Origin of the sequence: Exiguobacterium sp. Leaf196 (genome assembly GCF_001423965.1) — a bacterium.
Classification (GTDB): Bacteria; Bacillota; Bacilli; order Exiguobacteriales; family Exiguobacteriaceae; genus Exiguobacterium_A.
This window is the reverse complement of the sequence record NZ_LMPV01000010.1, coordinates 22,450-36,609: the sequence shown is the minus strand read 5'-3', so window position 1 is coordinate 36,609 and position 14,160 is coordinate 22,450. Positions and strand designations below refer to the sequence as shown.

The 14,160-nt window shown below is 47.1% G+C and carries 13 protein-coding genes; 5 read left to right on the top strand and 8 right to left on the bottom strand.

The window, feature by feature from the left end; translation table 11 throughout:
• Nucleotides 1-70 precede the first annotated feature (70 nt).
• Nucleotides 71-496, bottom strand: a complete 426-nt coding sequence (locus ASG02_RS13045) for a hypothetical protein (RefSeq protein WP_035410778.1) — start codon at nt 494-496, stop codon at nt 71-73.
• 180 nt (nt 497-676) lie between these two features.
• Between ASG02_RS13045 and ASG02_RS13040 the strand changes: the two genes are divergently transcribed.
• A complete protein-coding gene (locus ASG02_RS13040) occupies nt 677-1,699 on the top strand; it encodes a zinc-binding alcohol dehydrogenase family protein (protein ID WP_035410780.1) in 1,023 nt (340 codons plus the stop codon).
• A 214-nt stretch (nt 1,700-1,913) separates the two neighbouring features.
• Nucleotides 1,914-4,346, top strand: a complete 2,433-nt coding sequence (locus ASG02_RS13035; protein WP_035410782.1) for an ATP-binding protein — start codon at nt 1,914-1,916, stop codon at nt 4,344-4,346.
• 61 nt (nt 4,347-4,407) lie between these two features.
• On the opposite strand, the gene wrbA is transcribed toward ASG02_RS13035, so the two are convergent.
• The gene (wrbA, locus tag ASG02_RS13030) at nt 4,408-5,010 is read right to left on the bottom strand and encodes an NAD(P)H:quinone oxidoreductase (protein WP_035410786.1); all 603 of its coding nucleotides are present in this window, start codon (nt 5,008-5,010) and stop codon (nt 4,408-4,410) included.
• A 298-nt stretch (nt 5,011-5,308) separates the two neighbouring features.
• Here wrbA and ASG02_RS13025 point away from each other — a divergent pair, with 298 nt between their 5' ends.
• Nucleotides 5,309-7,099, top strand: a complete 1,791-nt coding sequence (locus tag ASG02_RS13025) for an LTA synthase family protein (RefSeq protein WP_035410787.1) — start codon at nt 5,309-5,311, stop codon at nt 7,097-7,099.
• Between the two features lie 107 nt (nt 7,100-7,206).
• On the opposite strand, the gene ASG02_RS13020 is transcribed toward ASG02_RS13025, so the two are convergent.
• The 4 genes from ASG02_RS13020 to groES form a co-directional block, all read right to left on the bottom strand.
• The gene (locus tag ASG02_RS13020) at nt 7,207-8,145 is read right to left on the bottom strand and encodes a HEAT repeat domain-containing protein (protein WP_056064116.1); all 939 of its coding nucleotides are present in this window, start codon (nt 8,143-8,145) and stop codon (nt 7,207-7,209) included.
• 36 nt (nt 8,146-8,181) lie between these two features.
• Entirely contained in the window at nt 8,182-8,802 is a 621-nt protein-coding gene (locus tag ASG02_RS13015; RefSeq protein ID WP_056064114.1) for a LysE/ArgO family amino acid transporter, read from the bottom strand.
• A gap of 223 nt (nt 8,803-9,025) precedes the next feature.
• The gene (gene groL, locus ASG02_RS13010; protein ID WP_029342811.1) at nt 9,026-10,666 is read right to left on the bottom strand and encodes a chaperonin GroEL; all 1,641 of its coding nucleotides are present in this window, start codon (nt 10,664-10,666) and stop codon (nt 9,026-9,028) included.
• A 33-nt stretch (nt 10,667-10,699) separates the two neighbouring features.
• The gene (gene groES, locus ASG02_RS13005) at nt 10,700-10,984 is read right to left on the bottom strand and encodes a co-chaperone GroES (protein ID WP_023469587.1); all 285 of its coding nucleotides are present in this window, start codon (nt 10,982-10,984) and stop codon (nt 10,700-10,702) included.
• A 219-nt stretch (nt 10,985-11,203) separates the two neighbouring features.
• Between groES and ASG02_RS13000 the strand changes: the two genes are divergently transcribed.
• Both ASG02_RS13000 and ASG02_RS12995 read left to right on the top strand, forming a co-directional pair.
• The gene (locus tag ASG02_RS13000) at nt 11,204-11,896 is read left to right on the top strand and encodes a CPBP family intramembrane glutamic endopeptidase (RefSeq protein ID WP_035410790.1); all 693 of its coding nucleotides are present in this window, start codon (nt 11,204-11,206) and stop codon (nt 11,894-11,896) included.
• A gap of 21 nt (nt 11,897-11,917) precedes the next feature.
• Entirely contained in the window at nt 11,918-12,151 is a 234-nt protein-coding gene (locus ASG02_RS12995) for a DUF4305 domain-containing protein (protein ID WP_023469589.1), read from the top strand.
• A 41-nt stretch (nt 12,152-12,192) separates the two neighbouring features.
• On the opposite strand, the gene ASG02_RS12990 is transcribed toward ASG02_RS12995, so the two are convergent.
• A complete protein-coding gene (locus ASG02_RS12990; RefSeq protein ID WP_035410791.1) occupies nt 12,193-12,489 on the bottom strand; it encodes a DUF2089 family protein in 297 nt (98 codons plus the stop codon).
• Between the two features lie 236 nt (nt 12,490-12,725).
• The gene (locus tag ASG02_RS12985) at nt 12,726-14,021 is read right to left on the bottom strand and encodes a cation:dicarboxylate symporter family transporter (protein WP_035410792.1); all 1,296 of its coding nucleotides are present in this window, start codon (nt 14,019-14,021) and stop codon (nt 12,726-12,728) included.
• Between the last annotated feature and the right edge of the window lie 139 nt (nt 14,022-14,160).

Genomic DNA, 14,160 nt, shown 5'->3' with positions numbered 1-14,160 from the left:
AAACAGTCCGCCCTCCTCGCGATGAACGTAAGGAAAGGCGGACTGTTTTTTTATCTCATGTGGAGCGTTCTTAACTTCTAGCTCGCAAGACGAGCGGTCGACCCGACAACAGCTCATCCAGTTGATAGTACGTATGTGCCCGAATCGGTCGATCCGTTCGTGGTAAGTGACGAAGTTCATATGCTACTTCGAGTAAGTAAAATTTGTATTCCTCCCCTTCATCAAAACCAAAGCTTGCGCGACGTTCTTCGATATACGCAAGGACACGCTCCTGTTGCGAGAACGAGAGGCGCTGGACTTGTGGGGCGAGTGCCTCGTGCGGAGAGAGCACGATTTCCCGCTCCGTGCGATACAGTCGATGCATGACGCCACCACTTTGACGTAAGGCAATCAAACGCGCGGGTCGATACGGACGGGGGTGCGGATGAGCATGGACGAGGTAACGTTCAATCGTGACTTGAGTCGTTCCTGCCGGTAGAGAGATGACGTCATACATACAAAATCGCTCCTTCTCGAAAATGGATAGCTACTCTCATATGCTACCATATCTATCCAGCATTCTTCCGTTGATGACAGAAGGGGAATCCGTTTTCAAAGTTTCGCAACTGGTTTTAAGACCGAGCGGGCGTGGAACAGATGGAGAGAAACGATTCCTATCTGGAAAGGATGATTGTTGATGTCGAATATGTCCGCTGTCGGTTTCCACCGACACTTACCTTTAACGGAACAAGATAGTCTGATTGATCTGGAACTACCACGACCAGAAGCAACAGGACACGATCTCTTAGTTGAGATCAAAGCTGTCTCCGTCAACCCAGTCGATACGAAAGTCCGTGCCCACGGGAAAGACGAAGACGCCCCGAGGGTCATCGGTTATGATGCAGCGGGAGTCGTCGTTGAAGTCGGCGATGATGCCTCCCTCTTCCAAGTCGGTGATGAAGTGTATTACGCTGGTGCAATTCAGCGCCCTGGATCAAACAGCGACTTCCAACTCGTCGATGAACGAATTGTCGCTAAAAAACCGGAACGGTTGACGTTCAGTGAAGCGGCTGCTCTCCCGTTGACGACGCTGACAGCCTATGAAGCATTGACCGATCGTCTCGGATTGACGTTTGATGCTAAGTCGAATCTTAAGAAGACAATCCTCATCATCGGAGCCGCTGGCGGTGTCGGTTCGATTGCGACACAACTTGCGAATCACGCTGGATTGACGGTCATCGGTACCGCGTCACGCGACGAGACGATTGATTGGGCGAAGGAACACGGTGCGCATCATACGATCAATCACCACGACGCATTCCGTCCTCAGCTCGAAGCCCTCGGTTACAAATACGTTGACTATATCTTCTGTCTCAATGCGACGGACCAACATTTCGAGACGATGGTCGATGTGATCGCACCGCAAGGGAAAATCTGTAGCATCGTCGAGACGAATCAAAAACTCGATTTAAGTGCGCTCCAACAAAAGAGTGCGACGTTCGTCTGGGAATTCATGTTCACGCGCCCGCTGTTTACGACAGATGATATGATTCGCCAACATGAGATTCTGACGCAAGTCGCAGCATGGATCGAAGAGCATACGCTCGAGACGACGGTGACACAGACATTGATCGGCATGAACGCCGACAATCTAAAAGAAGCACACCGTCTCGTCGAAAGTGGAAAAACGATTGGAAAGATTGTCGTTGAACATCATTAATAGGTATCGAAGCAGGATGAGACTAGGCTCTCGTCCTGCTTTTTTGTCGTTCTTTATTTTCTTGTGAACGTGAATCTCTTATTTTGAAGATATTTTATACATTATGACTATATTTATCCGTCTAAAAAATGTACGATTACGGTAACAAATATTCCAATGTAATACATCTAATCGACCCTCGACTCACATATACAAAGGAGCATCCATAATCCATATGCGAAAATGGTTCAATCAAAAGATCAGTCGACAGATCATGTCGTCATTTTATCTCATTCTTATTACCTTATCCGTCTCCTCTTTGGCTGCTTATTTTTATACGAACCACCAAGTCATGGATGCCAAACAAGAGCTCGATGCGATCAGCATGCGCGAAGATCGGGCGACGAAACTCTGGGACGATTGGCAGTCCCTTCAATACGAGATGCGGGGCTATATCGTCTTCGGAGATGACGCCGTGCTCGACGTGATTGATGAAAAGAAGGCATCACTCGAACAACAGACGGCTTGGTTTGAAAAGAATCGCTTATACAAAGCGGATCAAATCTATGCGTCTGATATCCGGTCGCTCTATAATTCTTATACAAATTTCGTCATGCCCAGCTTGATTAAATACGTCCAAGCAAAGCAATCGGGCATGATTGACGAGCGTTTCCTGCAGATGCCGAGTCTAAAAGCGATGATGCCACAAGTACCTCGGGACCCGAATCGGAAGTTCAAGATGAATGCCTCGAACAGTGAAACGATGCGTAAAAGTGTCAACACGATGGAGAGTACGTTCACGAACTACCGGAGTAGTCTCCGCGCGAAAGAACTCGGTGCAAAAGAACAGCTTGTCACGCAGACGAAGTACGCTGAGTGGATTTGGCTCGTCAACCTGATCGTGTTGTTCCTCGTCATCTTGCTGATCGTCCGCCCGTTCATCGAACGGACGACGCGACAAATCCACCTTCTCAGCAAGGAGAGCAAGCTCCTTGCAAGTGGTGAGCATACGTTACCGTTGATTCCGCTGAACCGTGCTGACGAGATCGGTGAATTGAGTAAATCGTTCCATCAGATGGCGACAGCCTTGATTGAAAACAAACACCAATTGATGTCGACGAACGTTAATCTCGAAGATGCGTTGAAACTGACGCAACGGAACGAGTCCCATTTACGGCTACGTAATCAATTGACGGAGACACTTGCGTCGCGTGATAGCATCAGTGCCTATCCTGCCGTCATTCAAAAGATGGTTGAAATCACGAATGCGACGCAAGGTGCCTTGATTTTCAAAGATGGTACGAAAGTGATCGATATCGTCTTTTATCCGCAGACACCGCTCACAGTCGAAGATTGGATGCCAACGATTGAGCCGTTATTACGTGAGTCGCGACAAGACAAACGACCGCATACGCAGTTCAAAGATGAAGTCGCGCGCGCTGTCACACCGGTTCTTGATCCGAGTCAAAATGAGATCATCGCCTATATCTTCTTGTCCCGTAATCAGGATCGGTTTGATCGTTACGAGCAGGAAGAACTCGCTGCCTTCGCGCGTCAGCTAGCGTTGTCACTCCTACGGATGCGGACGTTCGACGAGATTGAACGCGAACGGGAAAAAACAGCGCGACTGTTGAACTCGATCCGTGAATCGATCGTGTATATCGAGCCCGACGGCAACATTCAGTTAATCAACCGACCATTGCTCGATCTGTTTGACCATCCGGTTGATGACAGTCTCGATGAGAATGGGCTGATGAACATCACTCCGTCTGTCGTTCAACTCAAGCATCGCGTCGACCAACTACCGGAATTCGAACGTTACTTGAAAAAGACGTTCGTGAAACGAGAAATCGGTGAAGGAACCACCTTCTCGATCGATCAAGAGCGACGCTTCATCAAGACGTACTCCGAGAGCATTCATTATGGTGGACAGTTCCGCGGGATTCTACTCGTCTTACGTGACGTGACGAATGAAGTCGAGATTGACCGGATCAAAAACGAACTCGTCTCGACGATCTCACACGAACTACGGACACCACTCTCGTCGATCTATGGCTTTACTGAGCTGATGATTCAGCGGGACCTGCCACCGAAGCGACAGAAGAAGTATCTCGAAGCGGTCCATTCGGAAACAGAACGCCTGTCGCTGTTGATCAATGACTTCCTCGACTTGCAACGGATGGAAGCAAACCGTCAGGAATATGAGATGGCACCGTTCGATATCGTCGCGATGATTCGGGATTTGAAACAGTTGCATAGTCTGTCGTCTTCTTCCCACGCGATTGAAATATTCCGAAACGTCGAACCATTGATCGTCGAAGGGGATGCGAAGAAGATTCGCCAATTATTCAGTAACCTGATCAACAATGCGATCAAATACTCACCAGCTGGTGGAACGATCGATATTCAACTGACGCGACACGCGTCACGGGTCACGGTCGCGATTCAAGATGAGGGTATCGGGATCCCAGCTTCTGCGATGAGTAACCTGTTCCAAAAATTCTATCGTGTTGACAATTCGGACACCCGTCAAATCGGCGGTACTGGTCTTGGGCTCTCGATCTGTCGCGAAATTGCGCGTGGACATGATGGAGAAATCCATGTCGAGTCGATCGAAGGACAAGGCTCGACGTTCACAGTCGAACTTCCGTTGACACAACATACATGATGCATACGAAAAAGCGCCAGAATGCGAATCAGCATTCCGGCGCTTTTTGAATTAGGTAATGTTATGAGTTAAGACGGCTTGCCACTTCAACCGTCCGTTTCGCTTGATGGCGCACGGCTGGTTCGACTGATTCAACCATGTTACCGTCTTGGTCGACAGTGACCGATGTACCATATGGATTTCCGCCCGCTGCGAACAAGACAGGATCCGAATAACCTGGTGCCGCAACGATTGCACCCCAGTGGAACATCGTCGTATAAACTGCGAGAACAGTCGCTTCCTGACCGCCATGCGGATTCTGTGCCGACGACATCGCACTGACGACTTTATTGACGAGTTTGCCTTGTGCCCACAGTCCGCCTGTCGTGTCGAGGAACTGTTGGAATTGTCCTGGGACATGACCGTAACGTGTCGGGACGCTAAAGATAATCGCATCTGCCCAGTCGAGTAGATCCGGTGTCGCTTCTTCGATATCACGTGTGGCTTCCGCATGCTTTTGCCACAATGGGTTCGAAGCGATCGCTTCTGCTGGGGCTGTCTCCTTGATTTTCGCAAGACGGACTTCCGCCCCTGCTGCTTCTCCCGCTTCTTTTGCCCATGAGGCAAGTTGATGGTTCGTTCCGGTTGCGCTGTAATAGATGACCGCTAGTTTCACGTTTGACATGACTTCGCTCCTTTTTTAAAAGACAGTGACGGACGATGGACGTACACGCTTTCTATTCCCGCTTTCCGCGCAAATTAACGTCAATTGTTTGAATTCAAGAGGAAATTCAAACCAATTCCTCGATTAATTCATGAAACGAGCGAACATGACTTCCTGTCTTGGTAATAGTTCTATTTTTGCCTGATTCAGAAACAATCGCCATTTCACCTTCAGATTGTATACTTCCCACATCTATGCGTTCCTCGATTTGCCGTTTAGGGTAAAGACCGATTGACGACACACGTAAGGAGTACTGACCATGGCGATTCGCTACACCCTTTATCTGTTACTTGGCATGCTGAAGTTCATGCTATTTAGTTATTTTACAAAAACCGACCTTTCGCTTCATTTAACACTGATGAATCTTGCTGGCATGCTGATCCTATCGAGCTGGACGTTACTGATTCCGTGGAATAAACGCCGCTGGGTCTGGCTCGGTCTACTGCTGGCGCACAGTTTTCTGCTGGCTTCCGACATGTGGTACTACCGTTACTTCGAGGACTTCCTCTCCGTCTCGCTCCTCTCACAGATGACGCAGATGAGTGACGTCAGTAGCGGCTTCACTGCCTTGATCGTACCGCAAGACTTCCTCTTGTTCGCTGATAGTTTGATTTTCATGGTACTGCTCTTTGTCTTCCGCAAACGACCGGAAGTAACGACAGCGCAAACACGACGCCGGACAGCTGGACTTCTTGCAGTCAGTGGCATTATTTTGTCTGCCTCGCTGCTGACGTACCGGACGCTAACGGAAGATCGTCAACCGACGGCAACAATCTCCGATATGCGTGACTACTACCTGTTCGGCTTTTGGGGTTATCACGGGTGGGACGCTTTCAAAGGCGTGACCGGGCGACCGAGCGACGGATTGACGGCTCAGGAACAACAGCGCATCAACCAAAAGGAGCAGACGAATCCAACCGGTGCGAAAAAGACACCGAACATCATTTTGGTGCAACTCGAGTCGTTCCAGGCTTCTGTCATCGACCAGACCATTAATGGCGAAGAAGTAACGCCGAACCTGAATCAGTTGAAGAAGGAATCGCTCTACTTCTCGTCGTTTTACCACCAGACACATGAAGGACGAACTTCGGACGCTGAGTTCATCACGAACACATCGCTTTACCCGTTGAAATCAGGTTCCGTTTATACGCAATATCCGACGAATGAATTTGAGCCGCTACCTGCGTTACTTGAGAAGAACGGATACGATACGGCAGCAATGCACGCTTACGAAAAAGGTTTCTGGAATCGTGACGATGTTTACAAGAACATCGGTTTTAAGCACTTCTTCAGCCAAAATGATTATTCAAAAGAAAAAAAGATCGGCATGGCGCTGAACGATCAGCAGTTCTTCCTCGAATCGATTGATCACATGGAGACGCTGCAAGAACCGTTCTTCTCGTTTTTAGTCGCGTTGACGAGTCATACACCGTATGAAATCGACAAGGAAGATCAGACGCTTGATCTGTCCGGATATGAGGATCCAATGTTGAAACGGTATTACCAGACCGTCCATTACGTCGACACCGGTGTCGGAAAGATGATTGATGAGTTGAAACAACGGGATCTTTGGGATCAGTCGCTCGTCATCTTTTATGGCGATCACGATAGTGGACTCGTCAATGAAGGCAGTGAGATGCGCAAAAAGGCGGATGTATCGTCTCCCGTTGCTGCCTTTGAACTCGAGCGCCGCATCCCGCTCTTCATCAAAAAACCCGACCAGCAAACCGGTCGGGTCATGAGAGAGAATGGCGGACAGATTGATATCGCACCAACGATCATTGATCTATTAAACCTCAAAACGTCCTATATGATGGGGCAATCCCTCATCGACGACAAACCGAATCTGACGGGCTTCCGTGATGGTTCGTTCCGCTACAAGGACTATTACTATGAAGCGGATTTGACGAAAGCATCAGGCGAAGGCACTTGTTATGATGTATCGACTGAGAAAAAGGTCGAGCTGAAGTTCTGTCGAAATCAAGTGAAGGATGTGAGTAAGCAGTTAAAGCTGTCGGATAAGATTATTGAGGAGAATGAACTGGAGTAATTAAAGAGCATCTAATTTTCTTAAAATAAACAAGCCTGACCTTCTTCACGTCTAGTGAGAAGTCAGGCTTGTTTATTGATCGTTATCTCCACCTACCCTCGAGCCCATCAGTAGAAAGTAAAATGGTCTTCGATCCATTGCCATTCTTCGTCAAACAAAAGTTCTCTTTTTGTTTGAATGATCCAATGAAATAATTTAGGAATCGCCTGAGAGGAATGCTGGTATCGATATAAAAATCGAAGAGCGATTATGACTTCATCTGTCTGTATCTGTCGCTTTCGCTTCAATAATATTTGTAAACGTTTGATTACCGGTTCAATCGCTACTTCATCACCATGTCGCTCGATTGCGACTAACGCATACTCTCTCACATTGCTAGATCGATCTTTTAGTCCATGCAAAAATATTGAAAGATCTAATCCATTTCCAAGTTCACTCAGTGCAGCTAAAGCCGAATGCCTAACGTCTCCTCGCGAATGGTCCAACAAAGGAATCAAATAAGAAATTGCTCGCTCTGTTCCAATCGTGGCTAAAACAAAATTAGCACTCATGATATCAAAAGAGTTATTTGATGTCGTAATCAAACGAATTAATGCATCCTCTGCTATCTCATCTCGACAGACTCGCAATGCTTGAATCGCAGCCTCTCGAACAGACGACCGAGAATCGTCTATGTATTTTACAATTCGTTCTGTATTATGAATGCATCGTTGTTTTGCTATTTCTTCTAAGATACTTTCGAGAAGACTCGGCTTTGTTTCTTGCTCCAGTTTCTCAAGCAATAACATCCCTGCACGAACATCTCCCGAATTCTCACCAATCGTTCCAATCATAAAATAAAGATGTTGTTTTTGTTCTGCTTGTTTCACTTTGTCGAGTAACGTGTTCAATCTCGGAAGCATATTCGCGTCCCTAAAATGACGAACTTTTTCATAAGCGGTGTCTGATGGTGAGCCTTCGTTCGTATAGCACTTCGATTCTTCCTGATAGAAGTACTTTTCCTCAGACATCTGCTCAACTAAATATAAAATCTCATCGTCCTTCATATTTTGCAGTTGCTCCTTAGTCCTTTAAAGATCTTTTTAACTTTTTTCTAAAGCAAACTGAATCAATTGATACGATAGCCAGAACATTAAGCATCCTATTCCAAAATCTAATACTTTCCACGCTTTTGGTTGTTTAAATACAGGAATGAGCCATCTCGATCCATACCCTAAGCCAAAAAACCAGACAAACGAGGCAATTAAGGCTCCAATTAAGAAATTGACTTTTTGATCAAATGTCAAAGTCCCAGCTATACCACCGATGACAACGACCGTATCTAGGTATACATGTGGATTTAAAAGTGTAATTGCTAATGTAACTAAAATTGTTTTATGAATGGGAATGATTTTAACATCGGTTGAAATATCGATTGCACTTGACGATGAAAACGCACTTCGAAAAGATTTGAATCCGTATAATAGCAGAAATAGTCCTCCGACAATCGCAAGACCAACATTCGCAAACGTATTGTTTTTAATAACAGTACCGACCCCTAATACGCCCGTGCACATCAGTAACACATCACATAAGAAACACACCAAGGCTACCCAGAAAATATTATTTTTTAATAAGCCTTGTTTTAAAACGAATGCATTTTGTGCTCCAATAGCGATAATGAGCGTCCCGGACGTTATTATACCTTTTAAAATTTCATTCATTTGATGACACCTATCTCTCTTTTGATCTATGAACGTAAGGCGACGATTAAATGTTAAATCTCCCCTCATTCACTTCTAGTTAATTCTATATATGTATATCGCTTAAACATTAAGTATAATATTACAAATAAAAGAATAATTATTCAAATCATTCTGAAAGTATGAAGTATAAAAAAGTACCAAACCCTATTTACTAGGATTCGGTACTTAGAGATGAAATGCCTTACATCATTCCGCCCATTCCACCCATGCCGCCCATATCAGGCATTGCAGGAGCAGATCCAGCTGGTTCTGGTTTATCGGCGATGACAGCTTCCGTCGTCAAGAACATCGCTGAAACGGACGCCGCGTTTTGAAGTGCTGAACGCGTTACCTTCGCTGGGTCGACGATTCCTGTCTCGATCATGTCGACATACTCGTCTGTCGCCGCATTGTAGCCCATTCCTGGTGCTTCATGCTTGAGACGCTCGACGATGACTGAGCCTTCTTGACCTGCGTTTTCCGCAATTTGACGAAGTGGTGCTTCAAGTGCACGAAGAACGATGTTGACACCTGTTGCTTCATCGCCTGTTGAGACCGACAGAATCGATTCGACAGCTTTCGTGACGTGAATGAGAGCTGTTCCCCCACCTGCTACGATGCCTTCTTCGACTGCTGCGCGTGTCGCGTTGAGTGCATCTTCAATCCGGAGCTTACGTTCTTTGAGCTCAGTCTCGGTTGCTGCTCCGACTTTGACGACCGCTACGCCACCTGCGAGTTTCGCCAGACGCTCTTGTAATTTCTCGCGATCGAAGTCGCTTGTCGTCTCTTCGATTTGTGCACGGATCGTACCGACGCGTGCTTCGATCGAATCTCCGTGTCCATGTCCTTCGACGATCGTCGTGTTGTCTTTTGAGACGACGACCTTCGACGCACGACCGAGTTGCGTGATTTGTGTTTCTTTCAGATCAAGACCGAGGTCTTCTGTGATCAACTCTGCGCCTGTGACGATCGAGATGTCCTCAAGCATCGCTTTCCGGCGATCACCAAAGCCTGGTGCTTTGACTGCTACCGCGTTGAACGTACCACGGAGTTTATTGACGACGAGGGTCGCAAGTGCTTCGCCTTCGACGTCTTCTGCGATGATGAGGAGTGGTTTGTTTTGCTGAACGACTTGCTCGAGGACTGGAAGAATCTCTTGGATGTTCGAGATTTTTTTGTCCGTGACAAGGATGTACGGGTTTTCAAGGACCGCTTCCATCTTGTCTGAATCCGTGATCATGTATGGTGACGCGTAACCACGGTCGAACTGCATTCCTTCAACGACGTCGAGTTCTGTCGTGAAGCCACGTGATTCTTCGATCGTGATGACACCATCTTGACCGACACGTTCCATTGCTTCTGCGATCAATTGACCAACTTCTTCGTCCGCTGCTGAGATCGCTGCGACTTGGGCGATCGCTTCTTTACCTTCAATTGGTTTTGCAATCGTGTGCAACTCTTCGACAGCACGACGGACTGCTTTTTCGATTCCTTTACGGATGACCATCGGGTTTGCGCCCGCTGTGACGTTTTTGAGACCTTCCCGAATCATCGCTTGTGCGAGGACTGTCGCTGTTGTCGTACCATCCCCTGCGATTTCATTCGTTTTTGAGGCAACTTCTGCGACGAGTTTTGCACCCATGTTCTCGAAGTGATCTTCGAGTTCGATTTCTTTCGCGATCGTCACGCCATCATTCGTGATGAGTGGTGAACCGAACTTTCGCTCGAGGACGACGTTGCGTCCTTTTGGTCCGATCGTGACTTTGACTGCATCCGCTAATGCGTCGACCCCGCGGAGCATTGCCCGACGTGCTTCTTCACTGAATAAAATCTCTTTTGCCATGACTGAAATCCCCCTTATAGATGATTGACTGAATTACTCGGCTACTGCCAAAATATCGCTTTCGCGTAAAATTAAGTATTCATTGCCGTCGACTTTGACTTCCGAACCGGCATATTGTGCATAGATGACGTGATCTCCGACACTCACTTCAAGTGGTACACGTACGCCTTGCTCTGTCACACGGCCAGTACCGACAGCGACGACTTTACCCTCTTGTGGTTTTTCTTTCGCTGACCCAGGAAGAACGATTCCTCCGAGTGTTGTTTCTTCTTTTTTAACGACTTCGATCACGATGCGATCACCAAGTGGTTTTAACATGCGAAACATCCTCCTTGAAAATGATTGTTTTTAGCACTCACTTTCGTTGAGTGCTAACATATTTTTATCTTATACGCTTTCTCTCCTGAATTCAAGCCTGAACCTTTATCCGTTTTCCCGAAATCGACACCTTTGAATCATCGTCAATCGTGCGCCAAGACCGTTTGTTTGTTACAATCGGGACAGTACCTTCATTACAAAGGAGTTGTGTCCTGTACGATGAAAAATCCAATCAGTCTGCCTTTTCTGATGGCGGAGAAGTGGCAAAAGCGTCACGTCATCCCGATCATCATCTATTTGATCGTCCAATTGGTTCCGGGTTCGTTCCAGTATTTCCTTCCGAAGAACGTCATTGCTGACGTCGCCGGTTGGTGGCTCGCGATCGGCTTCACGGTCGCCGTCATCGTCTCCTACTACTGTCTGCGTCCTGATTGGCAGAAATGGAAGGCAGAAGGACGTCAAACCGATCCGATGGATACACTAAAATGGATCGGGATCGGGATTGCGCTTTTGTATGCACTCTTGATCAGCGTCAATTTGATCGATGCCTGGATGGCAGGCGGGATCGAAAATGTCGCGAAATCGCAAAATACGGATCAAATCATTCAAGCGATTCAAGTCATCCCGCTCCTGCAAGTCATGGTCGTCTTGCTTGGACCGATCATGGAAGAGTTCTTGTTCCGGCATATCATGTTCGGCAATCTCTCATCGAAGCTTGGTTTCTTCTTCAGCTTCATCTTGACGGGTGCCTTGTTCGGACTGATTCACCAAGACAACAAATTTTTAATCTATGTCGCGATGAGTTTCGTCTTCTCGCTCGTCTTCGTCAAGACGCGCCGGATCCTTGCTCCGATCGCCATCCATGTTTTTAACAACGGAATCGTCGTACTCGCCATCTACGCGATGTCTTAATTTACGAAAGGTCGTGTTTTCATGCGTCAAAGCTCGAACTTCATGGCAGTGTTCTATGCCATATTCGGTATTCTCTTCATGTTCCTTGCCTACAATAACTCAGTCGAGGCGGGAACGGTCTTCAACTTCTGGACGATCCTGCTGACGTTGTTCGCCGCAATCGACTTCTACCGTCTCTACTTGATCTTCCGCTTCCGTGCAGCAGCAAAGAAGATGATCAAGAAGGAACAGGATAAAAAGAACGATAAACAATAAAAAAACGAGATTTCCGTCAAGCGGGAATCTCGTTTTTTGGTTTATTCTTTCGCTTGACCCTTGCGGTAGGAATCGATGATCGTCTTCGCCACATCGAGACTCAACCGTTCATCTAAGACCAAGTTCTTGATCATGTTGATGAATTCGACATCTTCCTGCTGCACCGAATCAATCCGCTCGATCAACTGGTTCAACTTCGCCCGGACGGTCGGATAGGATACTTGATAGGCCGTTGCCATGTCCTTCAACGAACCGGAGCTCAAGACGAACTTTCGGATGAACTCGAGATGCTCCTGTTCGAGTGCCAGTACCCAAGCGGGTACGTCTTGTCGTTCCATCGTGTTCCCTCACCTCTCTCTAATAAATACTAAATCTCGACCACGGTGTATGTACTGTTTCTTAATAGCCATAAATCCAGAGTCCAATCGTGGGACTCTAAGCTCTTTCAAATCTTGCTAAGTAAAATTGTACGATACAGACTGCAACAATACCAATGACGAGTAACTACCCTAATACATTTTCGCAAACGAAAAAGAAGGACTGATGATTCAGTCCTTCCCCATACTTACGACAATCACGCACTGCGGATGTCGTCTTTCTTATTTTCTGTCGACATGAACGTATCGAGTTGGTCTTCATCAAGAACACCTTCCCACTTCGCGATGACGAGTGAAGCGAGCGTGTTTCCTGTAACGTTGACGACGGAACGCATCATATCCATGATTCGGTCAATCCCCGCGATGAAGGCAAGTCCTTCCGCCGGGATACCGACCGTACCGAGTGTTGCGAGCAATACGACGAACGAAACGCCTGGAACGGCAGCCATTCCTTTTGATGTCAGCATCAAGACGAAGACAAGTGTGATCTGCGTCCCGATCGAGAGGTCGATCCCGTACATCTGTGCGATGAACAAGGCAGCAAGTGCTTGATAGAGTGCTGATCCATCGAGGTTAAACGAATAACCCGTCGGTACGACGAAGCTGACGATTGATTTCGGCACGCCCATCTTCTCGAGTTTTTCCATGATCCGTGGAAGAACCGTTTCTGAAGAGGCTGTCGAATACGTCAAGAGCAATTCATCCTTGAAGACGCGGACGAAGTCTGAGACCCGAACACCAACCCACTTCATGATGCCGCCGAAGACGATGATCATGAAGAGAAGCGCTGTGACATACAATGTCGCGATGAGCTTGAATAACGAACCAAGCGAGTCAATCCCGAACGTCGAGACCGTCACACCAATCAAGGCGAAGACACCGATTGGTGCGAACTTCATGACGATGTTGACGAGATTGAACATTGCTGCTGCGACACCTTCGAAGAAACGAATGACCGGTTGACCCTTCTCTCCTGCAAAACCGACACCGAGTCCGAATAAGACTGAGAAGAAAATAATAGCGAGCATATCACCGCGAACCATCGCATCGAGAATGTTCGTCGGTACGATATTGACGATTTTTTCGACGAGTCCTTCGTCTTTTGTCGTCTCTTCCGTTGCGACATATGATGAGATATCCGTTTTATCCAGTGTCGACATATTAATGCCAGCACCTGGTTCAATCAGATTGGCTGCAAATAGCCCCGTGAAGATGGCGATCATCGTCACGATCGTGAAGTAACCCAGTGTTTTGACGCCGAGACGTCCGAGACTCTTCGGACTACCGACCGATGAGACACCGAGGACGATCGTCGTAAAGACGATTGGGACGACGATCATTTTCATCATCCGGATAAAGATATCACCGATTGGCTTGAGCCACTCCGCGACATGGGGATTCCCATAAAATACACCACCGACTGTGATCCCGAGAATCAAGCCGATTAAAATCTGCCAGGCAAGGCCAATGGGCTTACGTTTCGTAGTTGTCATACGCTTCCTCCTTATACATCCGTCTTACTTGTATCCTACATGTAGTGGAACATAAATAGAATTTTGTCCTAAATACAGCACATTGTCAAATCCATCTGTTATAGTACAAAACCGAATTCTGTACGAAAAAACGTCCAAA